We start from the raw sequence: 19611 nt of genomic DNA, 5'->3' as shown, positions 1-19611 counted from the left end.
TTACCAGCTCGGAGCTACTAGAGCGATCGCTCTCCGTGGCTCCGAGCTACCTTAGCTCTTAGTAGCTATTGGCTCTCCAAGCCCCCCCACACACTCACACTTTACTATATGAAAAGCTCCCTATACATCTTCCTCTCCCTACTTACCCTCGCCAGTTCGCTCTCCGCGACCCCACTCCTTCCTCAAGACTCAATACTCCTAGACAGTACGAAGGTCAAGTGTCTTGACGAAGTGGTCGTCACGGGGACTCGCACACGTTGCCCGATGAAAAACATCTCCATACCGATCCGTGTCGTCTCGCCCAAAGAGATCGAAGCGGTGCAGGCACGATCCGTCGAGGATCTGCTACAGATGGTGATCCCAGGCGTGCAGACGAGCACCCACGGCACGCAAAATCGGATGAGCATACGAGGTCTCTCGGCCGACTACTACCTCTTCCTCATAGATGGCGAGCGTATGACCAACGAGGGAGCCTCCAGTAGCGTAGACCTAGAGCGTATAGACCCCTCCTCGATAGAGCGCATCGAGATGCTACAAGGCTCTAGCTCGGCTCTCTATGGGAGCAATGCCATAGGCGGTGTGATCAACATCATCACGAAGCGTAGCCACAAGAAGCTCGACGCTACGCTCTCAGGTCACTACGACACGCAGAGCATACAGCGCTACAACGGTCGTCTGGTGATGAAGCTAGGTCGTGTGACCAGCACCACGACAGGTGGCTATGCCAAGCAACTAGACTACGAGCTACCTAGCGTACGTGCAGATATACCCCGCACGATGCCTGGCTTCTACACCTTTCATATGGAAGAGCAGCTACGCTACCTTTCCCCAGACAAGCGTCTCTCGATGACCGCTACGGGACGCTTTCACTCCCGTATGCAAAACTTTGACGACAAGGAGAAGAACCGCTATCAGAGCCCCACGGGCAATCTACGCCTGCTCTACAAACCTACCGATGGACACTCCGTAGAGGCTAGCTACCACATCGAGGGATACAAGCGAGACAAGTACTTCTTCCTCGCTACAAAGGAGGAGGGCCCCTGGGAGCCACAGTTTAACTATCTGACGCAGACGGCTCGCATGCAGTACAACTACGACCCAACGGAAGACCCCTACAAGCCGAGCTTCAATGCGGGTGTGGAGATACTACATGAGAACCTGCGTAGCGTACAGGTGACCAACCTCAATCAGGTTCACAGCGCTTCGACCAAGACGCTCTACGGGCAAATGCTCTGGCGTATGGACAATAACTGGAGCACTACCGTAGGAATTCGGCAAGATATGCACTCGACCTATGGCACGCACCTGACGCCTCGCCTATCGATCATGTGGCGCAATCACAACTACGCCCTACGCATTAGCTATTCCGAGGGCTTTAGATCGCCTTCGCTCAAGGAGCTCTTTATGGACTGGGACCACAGAGGTATGTTTCGTATCAAAGGCGCCAGCGACCTCAAGCCGGAGATTAGCCACCTCGTGATGATTACTCCTGAGTACAACAACTCCTTTATGAATCTCTCGCTCTCGGCCTCCTACAACCGCATCAACAATCGTATCTATACGCGACCTGAGCAGGAGGGGCGTGTCCTCCAGTATCGCAACGGGGACAAGCCTCTCAATCTATGGAGCGGTACGGCGATGCTACGGGTGACACCTTTCGCAAACTTTGATATCAACATCAACTACGCTCTCGTCCTAGAGCAGATGAAGGTGCAGGGTAAGACGCACTCCTTCTATATCCGCAACACGAGACCACACCACATCAACGGCTCCATACAGTACGGTCACCGCTGGGGCTTGTACACACTCTCGGGACAATTCACTGGGCGCTACCTCAGTGGCGTGAAGTCTGCCGTCTATGACGATGCCAGTGACGACTATAAGTACGCCTCCTATCCTGGCTATGCACTCTTTAGGGCTAGTGTCACACAGCGCTGGCAGACGCTCCTAGACCTTAGCCTGACGCTGGGATGCGACAACCTTTTCAACTATATGACCCCAATCGTCGAGCAGGGCGCTTCGCTATCGCCTGGACGTAGCTACTTCGTTTCGCTCTCTCTGAACTACTAAAAAGGGCTTCGCCCCCCACTAAGACTTTCTTCCTTATGACTTTCTCTAAGAAGCATCTCTACTACATCGGCGCCACACTACTGCTGGGCGTCATCATCCTCTGCGCCTATCTCTTGTGGCCTAAGCCAGTGCGAGTCGCACTGGTCAATATGCCAGACTTCGTAGCCTCTCGTATGGCGGCTGCAACCGACAAGGAGAATGTGCGCCTCACAGCTGTTACGGATCTCTCCGAGCTGAAGAACTACGACGCTATGATCGCCTTCGGCATGGGACTCAAGTGGACCGACGAGGACCGTGCACTGATCAAGCAACTGGGCGAAGAGAAGGGCCTGAAGTACCTCGCCTACATGACCACAACGCCTGAGAATAGTATCTCCAACGTCGACTCCATCCAGCAGCTTAAGCTCGAGGTGTACCTTACTAATGGCGGTACGAGCAACTATCGCTCGGCCTTCAACTATATCCGTAAGGAGATCCTCGGTAAGTCGCTCCGTACGGGCACTATCGAAGAGCCTGTAGAGTACGGCTATGACCTGCTCTTTACGGACGAAGATCCCGACCTAGCCTTCGACAGCGTCGAGAGCTTTCAGAAGTACTACAACGAGCATGGATACAAGGAGGGAGCTCCTCGCATTGCGCTCTTTACAGGTATCGCAGGTCCCTTCGGATCGAGCCGAGACTACTTGGACGAGTTGATCGGAGCGCTAGAGGAGTCGGGCTTTAACGTCTACCCAATCAGCGCTATGACACGTCGACTGGAGTTCCTCACGGAGATCAAGCCACAGGCGGTCATCTACTTCGCACACGGACGCTTCGGTGGCGACCCCGCCATCGCTTGGCTCAAGGAGCACAACGTACCTATCTTCACTCCGCTCCTCGTATCGGAGCTGTATGACGACTGGATCAAAGACAAGCAAGGCATGTGGGGTGGCTATCTCAGCCAAACGGTCGTAACGCCTGAGATAGATGGCACGATCCTCCCCTTTGCGCTGGTGACACTGCGGGAGAACAAGCAGGGCTTTAAGGAGTTTCACACGATCCCCGAGCGTCTGCCCGACTTCTGCTCACTACTCCACCGCTATGTCAAGCTACAGACGATGAGCAACGCAGACAAGCGCATAGCACTCTTCTACTTCAAGGGTCCTGGACAAAACAGTCTCGTGGCGCAAGGCATCGAGGTGGTGCCCTCGCTCTACAATGTTCTGAAGTATCTACAGAGCCAAGGGTACGACCTGACGGGATTGCCCGACACGGAGGAGGCTTTTGCCAAGGATCTGATGTCTCGTGGTGCACTCTACAACAACTATGCGGAGGGCAACAAGCAGATGATGCTACATAGCAACTACCCCGCCTTTGTCTCGACGAAAGAGCTGACACAGTGGATCGACGAAACCTTCCCTCCTGCACTCAAAGACAGTATAGAGGGGCGATACGGGGCGATACCTGGTCACGACCTCGTCTTAGAGCGTGACGGTGCCGAGGGCATTGCGGTGACCCGACTCACTTATGGTAAGGTGGCGCTCCTTCCTCAGCCTGGATCTGGTAGCGGAGAGCTAGACTTCAAGATGGTACACGGCTCTACCTCCGTACCCGCTTACCCATACATAGCCAGCTATCTGTGGGCACGCAACGGCTGGCACGCTGATGTCCTGATGCACTTCGGCACCCACGGCAGTCTAGAGTTTATCCCCGGCAAGCAGGTAGCGCTAAGCAACTACGACTATACCGACAGACTCGTACGTGACTTGCCACACATCTATTACTACACGACGGCAAACGTCGGCGAGTGTATGATCGCCAAGCGTCGCTCCTACGGGCAGGCAGTCTCTTACTTGGCACCGCCCTTTATTGATACACAGCTAGACAAAGAGATGCAACCGCTACGCGACTTGACCGATCGCTATCTAGCTTCGGAAAAAGATGACGACGTACTCTCCAAGCGGATCAAAGAGATGACCATCGCTAAGGGCTTCCACAGAGACCTCAAGCTAGACTCCACGATGAGCAAGCCCTATACGAGAGACGAGATCGAGCTAATCGCCAGCTTCGTTGACGAGCTAGCTCACGCCAAGATCGTGGGCGGTATGTACACGACAGGCGTCCCCTTCAGCTCAGAGAAGATTCGCTCCAGTGTTCGCCTTCTCTCGGTCGACCCAATAGCCTACGCACTGGCTCAGGTGGACAAGTCTCGTGGACGGATCACCGACGCCCAGATCAAGGACGATGTCTACTTCAACGCACGTTACCTCCGTCCTGCTGACCGCTTCGTGGCTCGTGTTCAGGATCGAGAGATTGCCTCGGGAGAGGTTGATGCGCTCCTTCAGTCTCTAGGCGTTAGTCGCGCCGAGCTAGCACGTGCCGATCAGTTCCTCAAGGCGCAACAAGAGGAGAGCGCACAGTCCGGTATGATGGGCGGTATGCCTGCAGGTATGATGGGCGGTGGTATGCCAAAGGGTATGTCCAAAGGTATGCCTAAGGGAATGCCTAAAGGAATGGGTGGCGGTATGCCTCCTCACGGCAAGCCCGCCAGTGCCGAGACGAAGAAAGACCCCAAGCTGGTACTCCTCGCCGAGGGTGTCAGCCTGTTACGTCGCTCCGTAGCGCAGATACCATATTACAAGCGTATGCTGGTCACTTCGCCACAGCTCGAGCTAGCTTCGCTCGCCAATGCGCTCCGTGGTGGCTATACGGCACCTTCGCCAGGCGGAGACTTCATCGCCAGCCCCTCCGTACTACCCACAGGGCGCAACCTCTACGCCATTGATCCCGAGATGACACCCACGGCAAAGGCGTGGGAAGACGGACAGCAACTAGCCGATGCACTTATCGCCGACTACCGCTCTCGTCACAACGACTCGATACCGCGCAAGGTGAGCTTCACGCTCTGGAGCAGTAGCTTCATCGAGAGCGAGGGCACCACCATCGCTGAGATTATGGCGCTCCTCGGTGTCGAGCCCGTGCGTGACCGCCGTGGCAAAGTGATCGACGTGCGCGTCATCCCCATCAAGGAGCTCGGCAGACCTCGTGTAGATGTGGTCATACAGACCTCGGGCCAGCTCCGAGACATCGCAGCCTCCCGACTCTTCCTCCTGCAAAAGGCTATAGACCTCGTCGCAGAGACCAAGGATGGCAAGATGCCCAACCAGATTGCCCTCGGACGTGTCGAGGCGGAGCGTGTACTCCTAGAGCATGGCTTACCCCCCGAGCAGGCTCGTAAGCTTAGTGGCAAGCGCATCTTCGGCGGTCTCAACGGTGCCTACGGTACTGGCATTCAGGAGTTCGTCGAGAGCGGTGACCGCTGGGAGAAAGAGAGCGAGATTGCCGAGGTCTATATGAACAATATGGGCGCCATCTATGGAGACGAAGAGCTCTGGGGCGAGACTGCCAAGGGTATCTTTGAGGCGGCACTGCAAAACACCGATGCCGTCGTTCAGCCCCGTCAGAGCAATACGTGGGGTGCGCTAAGCTTGGATCACGTCTATGAGTTTATGGGCGGGCTCACCCTCTCCGTGCGTCACGTCACAGGCAAGGACCCCGAGGGCTACTTCACCGATCTGCGCAACCGTCGTCGTGTCAAGACGCAGGAGATCAAGCAAGCTATCGGCATCGAAGCTCGCACCACCATCCTTAACCCCACCTATGTGCGTGAGCAGCTCAAAGAGGGCGCTGGAGCGGCAGATGCTATTGACGAAACCATCCGCAATACCTATGCGTGGAACGTTATGAAGCCCTCCGCCATTGACAAGGAGCTCTGGGATGCTCTCTACGATATGTATGTCGTGGACAAGCACCAGCTCGGCACCGTCGACTTCTTCGAGCGCAACAACCCCGCAGCCCTGCAAGACCTCACCGCCTCCATGATGGAGACCATTCGCAAGGGCTACTGGCAGGCGACTGCTGAGCAAAAGCAGACCATCGCTCGGCTCCATGCCGAGAGCTTGGCAAAGGCAGGTGCTGGCTGTAGCGGTATGGTCTGTGACAATGCTAAGCTGCGTAAGATGATCCAAGATCAACTCACACCCGAGCAACAGCAAGAGTACACCGCCGCCCTAGACAAAGCGCTCAAAGTGACCTCTCAGTCTGGCCAAAAGCAGCAGGTACTCTCAAAGGACTCGGACAAGGCTCAGGACAAGAAGCACTCCTCAGGCTCTGCCTCTGCAGAGGATCAGGATAGTTTCTCCACGACCGAGATAGTCATCATAGGAGGTGTCGTACTCGTCCTCATACTGGTACTCTCTCTCCTTTACAGCAGACGTAAGAAGCGTACGAAGTAAGAGATGATACTCATCGTTTCCATCTTTGCACTCCTAGTGGCGCTCACCACCACAGCCGTACGATCTGATCGTAGGGTGCGACTAGCACATGCGGTACTCTATATCGTAGGCTTGGTGGCGACCCATCAGGCGACCCTGCGGGTGAGCAAGCTAGCCCTCGACGCTATGCTACGTCAGGCAGAGCAGCTCTCCACACTCGCCATGATGGTCTCGCTAGAGCTACTGCTCACCATGGCAGTCGTCACCTACCGCCCTGCGCACCGACCTCTGCGTACGATCTATCATCGAGAGGGACTAGTCGTAGCGGTCATGACCGCTTGCCACCAGATAGCCGTATGGCTACCCTCGCTACTGATGCTACCTGCGCTATGCTACCTGAGGAGCTTCGTCATCTACAGCATACCTGGGGTCCATTACTGGGCAGTGACCATAACCTTTGCTGTGGTGCTCCTATTACTCATCGAGCTGATACCTCGCCTGATACGTGATCGGGAGTTCCTCCGTCTGCTCGCTATGCTCTTGGCTGGGGTGCTAGCCGTGGGTAGCGTCATAGCCTACATCCTCATACCAGAGCGCACCCAAGCTCCAGAGGTCCAGCTAGACAGCTCCTCACCTAGAGAGCTGGGCATCCTCCTCGCAACCCTCGCTGGCGGCATGCTCGTCGGCTATATAGCCATGCTCATCAAGGCAAAAGGCTCACGCAAATAAGATAGTTATACACACAACAGATTACTATGAAATTCATTTCAGACACTATGTTTCTCCTCTCCAATGGTCTCCTCATACCGGTGATCATTGGACTACTCCTACTCTTCCTCCTAGCCCTCCTCATGCTGGGCGGACTCATTGAGCGGGCACAGCGCTACAAGCGACTACAGCGACGCTACTTCGCCCATCAGCGTGAAGACGCCAGCGCACTACTCGGCAGACTACGCCAAGAGCTGGGCGGTGAAAGCCAAGAGACAGCACGGCTAGACCTCTTTGAGGAGCTCCTGCGCTCGCTCCTCACAGCTCCCGCTGCTGAGCGTAGCCTACTTATCGGAGAGTATGAGCTACGCCTTGACAAGCGACTCGTCTACCCGCAAGTCTTGACCAAGTTCGGCCCAATCCTCGGACTAATGGGTACCCTCATACCAATGGGGCCAGCGCTCGTCGGGCTTAGCAGTGGCGATATGGCAACTATGGCGTACAATATGCAGGTCGCCTTTGCGACTACCGTGCTGGGACTCTTCGTCTCCGCCATCGGCTATCTAACCTTGCAAAGGCTCCACCGCTATCACCACCAAGAGCTCATCTACATCGACTACATCGACGAACTCCTAACTCAAGCTGAAGATGAGACGAAGAAGTAAGCGACGCACCCTACGCCACGACGATACCGATCCATCGTCGCTCGTGAGCAACCTCTTTGACGTAGCGATGGTCTTTGCCGTGGCGCTGATGGTGGCACTGGTCACAAAGTTTAGCATGACCGAGATGCTCACGCAGGAGGACTTTACCATCATCAAGAACCCCGGTAAGGACAATATGGAGATCATCTCCAAGAAAGGCTCCACCATCGAGCGGTACACACCGACCGACAGCGAGGACGCCTCCAGTCAGCGCCGCGGCAAGCGCGTCGGCATCGCCTACGAGCTGGAGAATGGCGAGGTCATTTACATCCCCGAGGAGTAAAGCGGAGCAGACAGCTCACAGATCGCTAAGCCATCCCTAACCCATCGCTAAAAGAGCGCTAACCAGCCCCTAAATAGCTCTTAAATCACGACAGCCCCCACGGCTCTCTACGACCAGAGACCCGTGGGGGCTGTCGTTTGTGCCAATGCCTCGCTCGCTCTCCATAGCGTTAACCGCAAGCCCCTTCGGCGAAAAACATTGTCTCCCCGTGTGGCAAACCTTTGCCAAGCAGGTTGGCAAGAGTTTTTCATGAGGGAGAAAATCTATTTTCATGCCCATGACAATCCATTTTCCTACCGAAGAAACTGGAGTTTCCTACCGAGGAAACTAGAGTTTCATACGGAAGAAACTCCAAGCAGCTCTAGGTGAAGCGGTTGGAATGTCGCTAACAAGTGGTAGTCTGTGCCTACTCATTGCTAGTTTGATGTGGGCAACTTGTCATCCGAATGGGGCAGTTCACTCAAAACACAAAGATTTTTGCCAAGAGCACTTGTCAATTACAGAAGTTTGTGTACCTTTGCACTACCAAGATATAGGTACCAAGTAAAAACTTCAACGACAAAGTAGTGGAAGCACTCTATAGAACACACGATTACCTGCTGCGCAATCTGAGCAATCCGATACAGCGTAGCCTCTTTGGCGAGATTGACTTCTCGGCCCCACTGATCGGTATCTATGGCTGTCGTGGCGTGGGCAAGACCACCTTCCTACTGGACTATGCTGCGAGGACTTTTGGGTCGCTCAATAGGAAGTGTCTATACGTCAATCTGAACAACTTCCTCTTTACCAGCGAGACGCTTGTAGACTTTGCCAAGGGCTTCTACGATCATGGCGGGCGGCACCTGCTACTAGACCAAATATATAAGTATCCCTCGTGGCATGAGGATCTGCTGACCTGTACGCACTTGATGCCAGACCTGCAGATCATCTACACGACCTCGATCGTGCAGTACGACTCGGCGCTCCCCATTGAAGAGCAACTACCAGGAGCGGTCTACCGGCTGGACGGTTTCTCACTCCGTGAGTTCATCCAGCTCAAGACGGGACTAGACCTCCCGCAGCTTTCGCTAGAGGAGATCTTGAAGAACCACGAGACCATCTCTCGTGAGATCATGGGGATGGTCAATCCGCTCAACTACTTAGCGGACTATACGCACCACGGCTACTACCCTTTCTTCCTCGAGGATCGCAACTACTCGGAGAATCTGCTGAAGAATATCAACATGATGCTGGAGGTTGATGTGAGCTTCCTGCGCAATCTGGACCAGCGTCTGCTACCCAAGCTACGTAGACTACTCTACGAACTGGGGCGCACGGCACCCACCTCGCCCAATGTCTCTCAGCTCTCGCAGATGATCAGCGCCTCGCGTGCTACCATCTCCAACTATATGCACATCCTCTCTGACGCTGGTCTCGTCACGCAGCTATACCGTGTGGGTGCAGAGACGACCACACGCAAGCCAGCTATGTGCTATCTGCAAAACACCAACATTGGCTACGCACTCGTACCCGAACCTGTGACCAGCACGGGGCTGTACGCCACCTTTTTCTTGACGCATCTCAATCATGCTCATCAGGTCAACACGGGCGGACGGGCACAGGTGCACTTCGTGCTAGATGAGACCTACGAGTTTCGCATTGACAAGGAGCTAGGCGGGCGTTATCGATCGGACCGCTACTACGCAGTGCAAGGCATTCCCATAGGTCATGACAACGTGATCCCACTATGGCTCTTCGGCTTTATCTACTAAAGCGACTAACTACAACAACACACAAGGAAAAATCAATACATAGAAATGGCTAATCCAACTAAGAAAACAATGACTTGTGACGGCAACCAAGCGGCCGCACATGTCGCCTACATGTTTAGCGAAGTAGCTGCTATCTACCCCATCACCCCCTCCTCCACGATGGCGGAGTATGTCGATGAGTGGGCAGCTGCTAAGCGTAAGAACATTTTCGGCGAGATCGTCGAGGTACAGGAGATGCAGAGTGAGGCTGGTGCTGCTGGCGCTATGCACGGTGCACTACAGGCGGGTGCTCTCGGTGTCACCTTTACCGCATCTCAGGGTCTGCTCCTGATGCTACCTAATATGTACAAGGTGGCTGGTGAGCTGCTCCCAGGTGTCTACCACGTAGCTGCTCGTACGATCGCTTCGCAGGCTCTCTCTATCTTTGGTGATCATCAGGACGTGATGAGCGCTCGTATGACGGGTCTCGCACAGCTCTGCACGGGCTCCGTGCAGGAGGTGATGGACCTTGCAGCTGTTGCCCACCTCACCGCGATCAAGAGCCGCGTACCTTTCATCCACTTCTTCGATGGCTTCCGCACTTCACACGAGATCCAGAAGATCGAGTACCTCTCCAACGAGGACCTCGAGCCACTCATTGACCAAAAGGCTCTGCGCCAGTTCCGTGAGCGTGCACTCAGCGCCCATGCTCCTGTAGTACGTGGTACCGCTCAGAACGGTGATATCTTCTTCCAGGCTCGTGAGGCTTCCAACCCCTTCTACGATGCAGTCCCCGCTATCGCACAGGACTATATGGATCAGCTAGCTAAGATCACGGGACGTCACTACCACCTCTTCGACTACTACGGAGATCCCGAGGCTGAGCACGTCGTCATCGCTATGGGCTCTGCCACAGAGGCTATCCGCGAGTCCATCGACTACCTACGCGCTCAGGGCAAGAAGGTAGGACTTGTCGCTGTACACCTCTATCGTCCATTCAGCGTAGAGCACTTCCTCGGTGCACTGCCCAAGAGCGTCAAGCGTATCGCTGTCCTCGACCGTACGAAGGAGCCAGGAGCTGCTGGTGATCCGCTCTACCTCGATGTCAAGAACGCACTCTACACACAGCCCAATGCTCCGCTAGTTGTAGGCGGTCGCTACGGTCTATCAAGCAAAGACACGACACCCGCTCAGATCATCGCCGTCTTTGACAATCTAGCGATGAACGAGCCAAAGGATCAGTTTACCGTTGGTATCGTCGACGACGTCACCTTCAAGTCCCTTCCTCTAGGCAAAGAGGTCGAGCTCGAGAGCGATGCTTACGAAGCTAAGTTCTTCGGACTAGGTGCTGACGGTACGGTCGGTGCAAACAAGAACTCCGTCAAGATCATTGGCGAAAACACCAATAAGTACTGCCAGGCTTACTTCGCTTACGACTCTAAGAAGAGCGGTGGCTTTACCGCCTCTCACCTACGCTTCGGCGATCAGCCCATCCGTAGTACCTATCTAGTTGTACGCCCCAACTTCGTCGCTTGCCACGTACCTGCTTACCTACGCATGTACGACGTCCTCGCAGGTCTTCGCAAGGGTGGCACGTTCCTCCTCAACTCTGTCTGGGATCTAGACAGCATCGAGGAGCACCTACCTAACCACATCAAGCGTTACCTCGCTGAGAATGAGATCTCCTTCTACATGATCAACGCTACCGAGATTGCTCAGCGCATTGGTCTAGGCAACCGCACGAACACGATCCTGCAGAGCGCCTTCTTCAAGATCTCTGGTGTCATCCCTTACGATCTCGCAGTAGAGCAGATGAAGAAGTTTATCGTCAAGTCTTACTCTCGCAAGGGTGAGGAGATTGTCAATAAGAACTTCGCAGCTGTCGACGAGGGTGCCAACGTTATCCAGGTTCCCGTCAAGGCTGAGTGGGCTAACCTCCCCGACGAGCCCGCAGTCGAGCATGCAGGCGACACAGACTTCGTACGCAACGTGGTACGTGTCATCAACGCTCAGCGTGGTGACTCACTCCCCGTCTCTGCTTTCGCAGGTCGCGAGGATGGTACCTGGGACTCTGGTACGGCCGACTCCGAGAAGCGTGGTGTCTCTGACCTCGTACCTGTATGGATCGAGGACAACTGTATCCAGTGCAACCAGTGTGCTTTCGTCTGTCCTCACGCTACGATCCGTCCATTCCTACTCAACGAGAAGGAGGCTCAGGGTACCAATGTAGCGCTACTTGACGCTACGGGCAAGGGCTTCAAGGAGGCTGGTCTTAAGTTCCGCATTCAGGTCAACTACCTCGACTGTCTCGGTTGTTCCAACTGTGTCAACACCTGTCCAGGCAACAAGCAGGGTAAGGCGCTCAAGATGGTTCACCTTGATGAGGTTCGCGACAAGCAGTGCGACTGGGACTATATGCGTCATCAGGTAACCAACAAGTCTTACATGGTCGATGTACAGTCCAACGTCAAGAACTCACAGTTTGCACAGCCTCTCTTTGAGTACTCTGGAGCTTGCTCTGGTTGTGGTGAGACACCTTATGTCAAGCTACTGACGCAACTCTTCGGCACTCGTCAGGTCGTGGCAAATGCTACGGGTTGCTCCTCTATCTACTCAGCTTCAGCGCCCTCTACGCCCTACACAACCAATGATCGTGGCGAGGGCCCCGCATGGGCTAACTCCCTCTTTGAGGACAATGCTGAGTTTGGTATGGGTATGTACATCGCCTCTAGCTCAAACCGCAACCGCCTCGTTCACCTCGTCAAGGAGATTCTTGAGGATGGTCAGGAGCAGCTCAGCGACGAGCTACGCCAGCTCCTCAACGAGTGGGTTGAGCAGCGCTTCGATGGTGATGCTTCACAGCAGCTCAGCTACAAGATCCTACCCCTACTCAATGCCGAGGCTCAGGGCCGTATGCACTACGTCTACAACCTGCGCCATCACTTTGTCAAGCCTTCACAATGGATTATCGGTGGTGACGGCTGGGCATACGATATCGGCTTCGGTGGTCTCGACCACGTACTCGCTTCGGGCAAGAACGTCAACGTCCTCGTACTCGACACAGAGGTCTACTCCAATACGGGTGGACAGTCCTCTAAGAGTACACCTCTAGGCGCTATCGCTAAGTTTGCCGCAGCAGGTAAGCGTGTCCGCAAGAAGGATCTAGGTCTCATCGCGACCACCTACGGCTACGTCTATGTAGCTCAGATCGCTATGGGTGCCAACCCCGCTCAGACGCTCAAGGTACTCCGCGAGGCTGAGGCTTACGAGGGTCCATCACTCGTGATCGCTTACTCACCCTGTATCTCACACGGACTCAAGGGTGGTATGGGCAGTGCACAGAATGAGCAGAAGCGCGCCGTAGAGTGTGGTTACTGGCACCTCTGGCACCACGATCCACGTCGTGAGCAGGAGGGCAAGAACCCCTTCGTACTCGACAGCAAGGAGCCAGACTTCACAAAGTTCAAGGACTTCCTCAAGGGCGAGGTACGCTACGCTTCACTCTTCAAGATGTACCCAGATATTGCTGAGGAGCTAGCCAACGAGTCACTCCGCTCCGCTTACAAGCGCTACAGCACCTACGTACGTATCTCATCTACCGAGTGGGAAAACGACTACGGTCCTCTCGCTGACATCCTTGATGCCAAGCCCGAGCCCACCACACCTGAGGAGGTACATGCCGTAGACCTCACCTAGTCTGTCTGACTATACCGAGCCTCTGGCGTAAGGCCAGCAGGCTCCCCAACATAGCAAAGCCGTGTAGCCATCCGAGCTACACGGCTTTTGTTGTGTGCTTCCGCTTTACCACAAAACGACGCACAACCCGCTCCCAAAGCCGTGGAAGCAAATCGTCCCACCCGTCTGTTAACCATTAATTAACAAACGGAGTGCTATGCATCAAACAGGCATATCCACGCTACTCCGAGGAATTGCAAAATCCCCACGGAGCTATTTCTCATTCTTCACCGAGGAACGAGAAAATTCTTCGGAACTTTGATTTGCTTCTTCCGAAGTTTCATTTCATTCTTCCGAACTTTTATTTCGGCCCTCCGTGGAGAAAAATCATTTTCCACCGAGCTATTTGGATATTCCTCGCTAGATATTCCCCACACCTCAGCCCCCTCAAGCATTATCCGCAGATTACCACAACCTTACGCGCATCTCCCGCCACCAGTCCAGACAACCCGACAGCCTCCGCTCAATAAACATATTTTTCAATAGCATTGAAGCGTACGATGGCTGAAAGGGCGTTCATTATTGAACGACCTTGCCCCTGTAATCTTTAACGGAAACGGATGCACCGATCGTTCGTTCCTACAAGTTATTACTCGTGAGATTTGCGGAATCTAGGACTAAGAAGGTCTTTCCCAAAATAAGGCTTAACCTAGAGCTCTAGTGTTGACAACAAGTTCATAATAAACCAAGAATCAAAGCCTGAGAAGACAAGCCGTTTTTGGCTCGTTTCTCTTTGGATCTCTACGCCATCGCTATAGGGTTGCAGTGCAATAATCTTTTTATACGCGACTTTTATGCTCTTGGAGCGAGAGTAGAAGATTATGTTTTTGTTCGTGAGCATCAAAAAGCCTGTCCCTACCGCAGCCATATATTGCGTACTAACTTTATGCCCTTTTGACTGCCCCACATGGTAGTATACACCTTTGCAAATTCTTATACTAGCTCCTCCACTGCGACCGACCCATTCACTTTTTGTTCTTTCCTCATACGCAGTTACACCTTTGTATACCCAAACAAAAAACTCGCCTTTTGTCAAGATAACTGGCGCTGCATCAACAATAAAGTTGGGCTTTTCACCATTTTGCAAGTCCTTAAGAAAAGTCAATTGCTTGACTTTTATAATGTTGGAGTCGGCATATTTGGAAGGGAGGTCTCCAATATTGATTCCAAACTCTCCGACGAAGTTGTTAAATAGACTACGCTCCTCATCTGAAATGACTCCATCTTCGAGAAATCTTCTAGACGCTGTATTCAAGCTGTCAAGCAAGATGTCTCTGAAGTCTTTATTGCGATAGCGATAAGTGGCAAGACTATCAGCAACTGCCTCCAACTCTATTTTTCTATCAAAATACTGCTTGCACTTTTCCTTGATAAAGCCTTCTGAATAGGAGTTAAGGTTTTCGTCCAAGATCTTCTGAGTCAAGTAATTTGCAGCAGATAGTTCTCTTAGCCTATTAAGCTCAACGGTGGAGTTGACTCGATGGTATTTCGCCTCTTCTTGTATGATTTGCCTAATCTCGTCTTCACTTAGAAAGTTCTTCTGTCTGAAGACCTCAAGGGTATCTGTAATTTTGGTTGAGGTTTCAGCGGGATTAAACAAAGTCGTCTCAACAAACTCCTTGCACTCGATCAGCCCTTGCGTGTGTAGCTCCTCACATTCCTTATGAATAGACGATAGAAAGCCAGCCTTTTTGCCACAGTACTTGCACTTTCCCATAACTCTTCGTTTTTGATTGTTAGCAAAGTTACTACTAAAACTTATAAGAGCAAAAAAGCGACACACGCCCTCACTCCCCCGTAAAGCCTCCAATGAACACGAAGGTTCTGTTGAATTAGTGTCCATCTTTATTGAGCAGCGTACAGCTATTAGCCTCTAACAAAATAGGAGTATAGTGATGCGCTGTATGCCAAGCAAACAATGTTCCTCTCAAGCATACCCTATGACCTATATATGACTTTGAGCTAAAACCAGCATTCCTTGTAAAGTAAAATTGGACTAAATCTATTCCATACATTGTATGATCACAGACACCTTCCTCTAAGAATTCTCTGTCTTGATAAACGTTTATTGGTTTTTCAAGTGCAATTACGGGAACTTTGACACTCAGCTCATCTTCGCTGAAACTGTCCCCAATGAGTGTAGATTGTGAATACTCTTTAATCTCAACAACCCCTGTTAGTTCAGATATACTTGGATAGTAGAAAAAGTTTGTCTGGTTAAGAACATCTATCTTGTTAGTTGCTATAATCTTATCAAGAACTTTATTCGCTGATCTAATTTCACTCTTTAATCCTGCTCGTAAAGAGTCTGTTTCTAATTTCTTATTCGCAGTTTCAAGGGTATACCACGCTGATAAAATGTTTTTCATTGATTCGTACAAGCTCTCCGTGATAACATTTTCTTCAATCTTCCTTCTCCAACTCTCATCAGTTACTTGAGCTAACCTCTTGCCAAAGATCTGCACAACATTCTCCTCTAGTTTGCTATACAGTAAGAATAAGTTCTCTTCGTCATGATCCTGACAAACACCAAACAAATACTCTAAGAGCAATTTGGCAAGCTCATAGTAATTGTTCAGATCGTCATTACATACAGAAGATTTACCAGGTTCATGATACAGCCTATTTCTAATCTTATGATAATGTATAATTTGAGTAGGGTCTATACCAACGAATCTATCAGAATAATGTATCGCCATTAGCTCAACAAGACGATTAAAATTACTGCCACACCTTTTCAATTCGCTATAAGCAGGTTTTTTCATGCCCATAACTAATTCAGGTAAAGAAAGATAAGTCTTAAACATGACCTCAACAGCATTGTCAATGTTGATAAAAGCAGTACTCTTGTCAAATGATGTCTGACAGAGCATATGTTCACGTGCATGTTCTAATAGCTTTATAGCCTTTTCCGCCCATATAGTCTTCATAATCTATACCGTCTAAAACATGTCTTCTAGTATCCCACTACTCCTACCTTGCAAAGATACTTCTTCCCTATCTAAAAAAACAAGACGCAATCACTTAAAAGGGACTTATCATATTAAAAGAGTGAATGATAAAAGCGACTACGAAAGAGTCTACCATTTTCTTAGAGTATCTACGGATTAGAACTGTGGTACACATCAGAAGTACCCTTTCGGGTATTGTGTAGAGCGTAAAGTCTTTCTAACTTTGCAGGTGTGTAAAGGAGGGGTCTTTGGGGAGAGGTTCTTTTTGTAAGGGCTCCACCCCAACACCCTCATATCTCTATCAAGACAACAAGAAGCAATGACTGAAAGCCACCTCCCTGCGAAGGAGCATAAGACGACGTTCGTGAGACTCATACTTTCACTTCTCCTCGTGGTGTCCTCAGCCGTAGCATCGCTAGCACAAGAGCGCATCGGCACCGTGACTGGGGAGGTGACCACGACAACGGGCGAGGCTCTGGTCAATGCTGTAGTTCTCTTCACCAGTAGTCAGGACTCCACGCACTGCTTCCCCGCCGTTTGTGACGAGCATGGGCGCTTTTACCAAGAGCTCCCCCTCGGTGCTTATTCGTATAGAGTATCTTACCTCGGCTCCAGTTACATCCCTGAGCGAAATCAAGTAGAGGTGAGCAAGAGCTCTACCAGCTCTCTGAGCATCGCCATTACGCCCACCGCACAAGCACTCGAAGAGGTGGTCGTAGTTGCCAAGCGTCCATTTGTCTCATACGATGGCGGTGTGGCTCGCTATAACCTTTTGGCTAATCCTGCAGCCATCGGCGGGAATCTCTTGGACGGACTCAAGCTAATCCCCGGGGTACAGGTGGAGGAGCGTGGAGGGCTCTCTGTCTATGGCTTCTACACACTCACGGTAGCTGTCAATGGTCGGATACTACGGCTTTCTCCTGAGGAGGTTCAAGCTTACCTCAGCTCTCTGAGCGTGGAGGATGCCGGGCGTGTGGAGCTCATTCGCCATCCAGGACCCGAGTATGGCGTGCAGAGCGGTGCCGTCCTCAACATTATCACAAAGGGGAACCCTCGAGAGGGTCTCAATGCTTTCATCTCTGCCGATGCGAGCTATCGGAGGAAGATCTCGGAGGGCGGTCGGCTCAGGCTCAACTATAATAAAGATAACAAGCGAAGCTATATAGCGTACCAAGTCTTTGACAATCGTCGTCTAGAGTCCCTCACGACTACGCTGGGCGCTGACACAACGAGCACATCGCCTCATCGTGGACAAGCTATGCAGGCGGGCTTTGAGTGGCAGATCTCTCCGCAACAGCTCTTTGACGTACGGCTTCACGGCTCTCTCTCGAGTGAGCATATAGACTATAGTCGGGGGGCCCACACCGATATGAAGCGTATGGTCGGGGCTGTCAATCTTTATCACACCCTCTCTGCAGATCGCTGGGCTTGGAAAAGCTATGCCGACTACACCGCTAGTGGCAATCAACGCTCCTACTCCCACAGTGACAGCGAGCTTCAGGATCGGTATCACTACCTTCGCCTATCAACGAACTATACCTACCGCTTTACCCCTTCACTACTGGGACTACTCGGGGTAACGCAAAACAACATCTGGTTTGCGACACAAGCCCCCACAGCTCCCATCCAAGTCAATGAGCAGTACTATGAGAGTAACGGCTCTGCTTACCTCACGCTGCGCTACCACAAAGGAGCGCTCGACAGCTACGGTGGAGTACAGCTCAACTACGACCACCGTACGAGCCAAGCTCAAGGGACTCGCCTACTATCTGACCAAGCGGTGCGCTGGCAACCCTACCTCAATGTGGCCTACGATATAGCGCGCAACCATCGTCTAGCACTCTCCTTGCAAACTTACTACCAGCGTCCTGCGCTAAGAGATCTGATGCCGTATGCCTCCTATGCGGGATTTCTCTATCGTGTCGGCAATGATCGTCTGCAAAGTAGTATACGCCACAACCTTGCGCTCAACTACAGCTACCGAAGGGCTGCGATGCTAGAGGTAAACCTCTCCAACGAGCAGCGCCCCATCGTCGAGTATTTGACACCATATCAAGGGGCTTATGCCATTACCAAAGGGAATCTAGATTATAGTCGCTACCTGCGTATCGTAGCGGGAGCACCCATACCTATCATCTACCGAGACAACGGCTTGCAGTGGATCGCCACTACTTATCTAGCTTGGCACCTGCAGCGTGACAGGGGGACTATAGACGGGAACGAGTGCGACCGCACCTTTCACGCATACTATCTCCAGCACAAGCAGTCGCTCAACCTCCCCGCTCAGTGGTACCTTGACGCTCAGATTACCTACTACAGTCCGCTATTTGTCGGAGTCTACAAGACTCAGAGCCAGTGGTGGATCAACCTATCTATTAGCAAGCGCATCGCCTCTTGGAAGCTCTCCCTCTCGTGCTACGATCTGCTAAATAGCAATGTGGCACGGGGCGAGATCATGGGGCTCTCCCAGCCGATAGCCTTCGTCCAGAACTGGCACAGTCCGAAGGTCACGCTCAGCATTAGCTGTACGCTAGGCAATAAGCGCCTCAAGAGCTCTAGCCGTCAGCCGATCAATAGCGAGTCTCGCCTCACCGACTCTGCCAACGAGGGGCTCTCATTTAGCAAACCTTAAATAGCCATTTAGGAGGCTCTACGGGAGTAGGGCTTTCCTCTCCGTACGGGCGCAGTCTATGTCCATACGGGAGGCAATTCATTTTCATGCGGATGAAAATCTAGTTTCACCTAGGAGAAACTCTAGTTTCATACGGAGGAAACTCTAGTTTCATACGGAGGAAACTCTAGTTTCATATGGGAGAAACTCTAGTTTCATATGGGAGAAACTACTCGCATTAGGGGGAGAATACCTTGTTCTAGGTATGCTGTTTGCTTTTTATTTTGGGTGCTTACCCCTATCTTTGTAGCTGTTGGTGGGGATGTCCGACCAACGGCAATAAATCTTTATCCAAAACTTAAATGCAAATGACTATGCAACCTATTATCAATAGCAACTTACCAGAGTTCAAAGTACCCGCATATACCAAGTCCAAGGGCTTCCACGAGGTCTCTAACGAGGATCTCAAGGGGCGCTGGAGCGTACTCTTCTTCTATCCTGGCGACTTCACCTTCGTATGTCCTACGGAGCTAGCTGACCTTGCCGACAACTATGCTGAGTTTCAG

The 19611-nt window shown here is 52.2% G+C and carries 11 protein-coding genes; 9 read left to right on the top strand and 2 right to left on the bottom strand.

Translation table 11 applies throughout. The features are described 5' to 3' along the window. Nucleotides 1-108: 108 nt before the first annotated feature. The 7 genes from PORUE0001_RS07990 (at nt 109) to nifJ (ending at nt 13444) form a co-directional block, all read left to right on the top strand. On the top strand, nt 109-2070 hold the full coding sequence (locus tag PORUE0001_RS07990) for a TonB-dependent receptor plug domain-containing protein (protein ID WP_007365947.1): 1962 nt from the start codon (nt 109-111) through the stop codon (nt 2068-2070). Between the two features lie 35 nt (nt 2071-2105). After that, the gene (locus PORUE0001_RS07985; protein WP_007365945.1) at nt 2106-6344 is read left to right on the top strand and encodes a cobaltochelatase subunit CobN; all 4239 of its coding nucleotides are present in this window, start codon (nt 2106-2108) and stop codon (nt 6342-6344) included. Nucleotides 6345-6347: 3 nt separating this feature from the next. Beyond that, nucleotides 6348-7052: a hypothetical protein gene (locus PORUE0001_RS07980; RefSeq protein WP_007365936.1), complete on the top strand. Its 705-nt coding sequence runs from the start codon at nt 6348-6350 to the stop codon at nt 7050-7052. Nucleotides 7053-7078: 26 nt separating this feature from the next. Beyond that, on the top strand, nt 7079-7696 hold the full coding sequence (locus tag PORUE0001_RS07975) for a MotA/TolQ/ExbB proton channel family protein (RefSeq protein ID WP_007365940.1): 618 nt from the start codon (nt 7079-7081) through the stop codon (nt 7694-7696). After that, nucleotides 7680-8018, top strand: coding sequence for a DUF2149 domain-containing protein (locus PORUE0001_RS07970; protein ID WP_007365939.1), 339 nt, complete (start codon nt 7680-7682; stop codon nt 8016-8018). The genes PORUE0001_RS07975 and PORUE0001_RS07970 overlap by 17 nt, the downstream gene beginning before the upstream one ends. A gap of 566 nt (nt 8019-8584) precedes the next feature. Next, entirely contained in the window at nt 8585-9769 is a 1185-nt protein-coding gene (locus PORUE0001_RS07965) for an AAA family ATPase (RefSeq protein WP_007365957.1), read from the top strand. 45 nt (nt 9770-9814) lie between these two features. After that, nucleotides 9815-13444: a pyruvate:ferredoxin (flavodoxin) oxidoreductase gene (gene nifJ, locus PORUE0001_RS07960; protein ID WP_007365949.1), complete on the top strand. Its 3630-nt coding sequence runs from the start codon at nt 9815-9817 to the stop codon at nt 13442-13444. 688 nt (nt 13445-14132) lie between these two features. Here the strand turns inward: nifJ and PORUE0001_RS07955 are convergent. Beyond that, entirely contained in the window at nt 14133-15200 is a 1068-nt protein-coding gene (locus PORUE0001_RS07955; RefSeq protein WP_039865811.1) for a hypothetical protein, read from the bottom strand. A gap of 115 nt (nt 15201-15315) precedes the next feature. Beyond that, complete coding sequence (locus tag PORUE0001_RS07950; protein WP_007365954.1) at nt 15316-16413, bottom strand: DUF4431 domain-containing protein; 1098 nt, start codon at nt 16411-16413, stop codon at nt 15316-15318. Nucleotides 16414-16753: 340 nt separating this feature from the next. On the opposite strand from PORUE0001_RS07950, the gene PORUE0001_RS07945 reads away from it, so the two are divergent. Further along, nucleotides 16754-19066: an outer membrane beta-barrel protein gene (locus PORUE0001_RS07945; protein WP_039865810.1), complete on the top strand. Its 2313-nt coding sequence runs from the start codon at nt 16754-16756 to the stop codon at nt 19064-19066. Nucleotides 19067-19419: 353 nt separating this feature from the next. Further along, the coding region (locus PORUE0001_RS07940) for a redoxin domain-containing protein (RefSeq protein ID WP_262498095.1) at nt 19420-19611 on the top strand (192 nt) is incomplete at its 3' end.

Source organism: Porphyromonas uenonis 60-3, assembly GCF_000174775.1.
Lineage (GTDB): Bacteria > Bacteroidota > Bacteroidia > Bacteroidales > Porphyromonadaceae > Porphyromonas > Porphyromonas uenonis_A.
Note: the sequence above shows the minus strand (reverse complement) of the source record. Positions and strands in the feature narration are given on the sequence as shown.

What these genes read in the sequence shown, in the direction of transcription:
- PORUE0001_RS07990 (WP_007365947.1), top strand. Translation starts at nt 109, where the DNA reads ATGAAAAGCTCCCTATACATCTTCCTCTCCCTACTTACCCTCGCCAGT.
- PORUE0001_RS07985 (WP_007365945.1), top strand. Translation starts at nt 2,106, where the DNA reads ATGACTTTCTCTAAGAAGCATCTCTACTACATCGGCGCCACACTACTG.
- PORUE0001_RS07980 (WP_007365936.1), top strand. Translation starts at nt 6,348, where the DNA reads ATGATACTCATCGTTTCCATCTTTGCACTCCTAGTGGCGCTCACCACC.
- PORUE0001_RS07975 (WP_007365940.1), top strand. Translation starts at nt 7,079, where the DNA reads ATGAAATTCATTTCAGACACTATGTTTCTCCTCTCCAATGGTCTCCTC.
- PORUE0001_RS07970 (WP_007365939.1), top strand. Translation starts at nt 7,680, where the DNA reads ATGAGACGAAGAAGTAAGCGACGCACCCTACGCCACGACGATACCGAT.
- nifJ (WP_007365949.1), top strand. Translation starts at nt 9,815, where the DNA reads ATGGCTAATCCAACTAAGAAAACAATGACTTGTGACGGCAACCAAGCG.
- PORUE0001_RS07955 (WP_039865811.1), bottom strand. Translation starts at nt 15,200, where the DNA reads ATGGGAAAGTGCAAGTACTGTGGCAAAAAGGCTGGCTTTCTATCGTCT.
- PORUE0001_RS07950 (WP_007365954.1), bottom strand. Translation starts at nt 16,413, where the DNA reads ATGAAGACTATATGGGCGGAAAAGGCTATAAAGCTATTAGAACATGCA.
- PORUE0001_RS07945 (WP_039865810.1), top strand. Translation starts at nt 16,754, where the DNA reads ATGACTGAAAGCCACCTCCCTGCGAAGGAGCATAAGACGACGTTCGTG.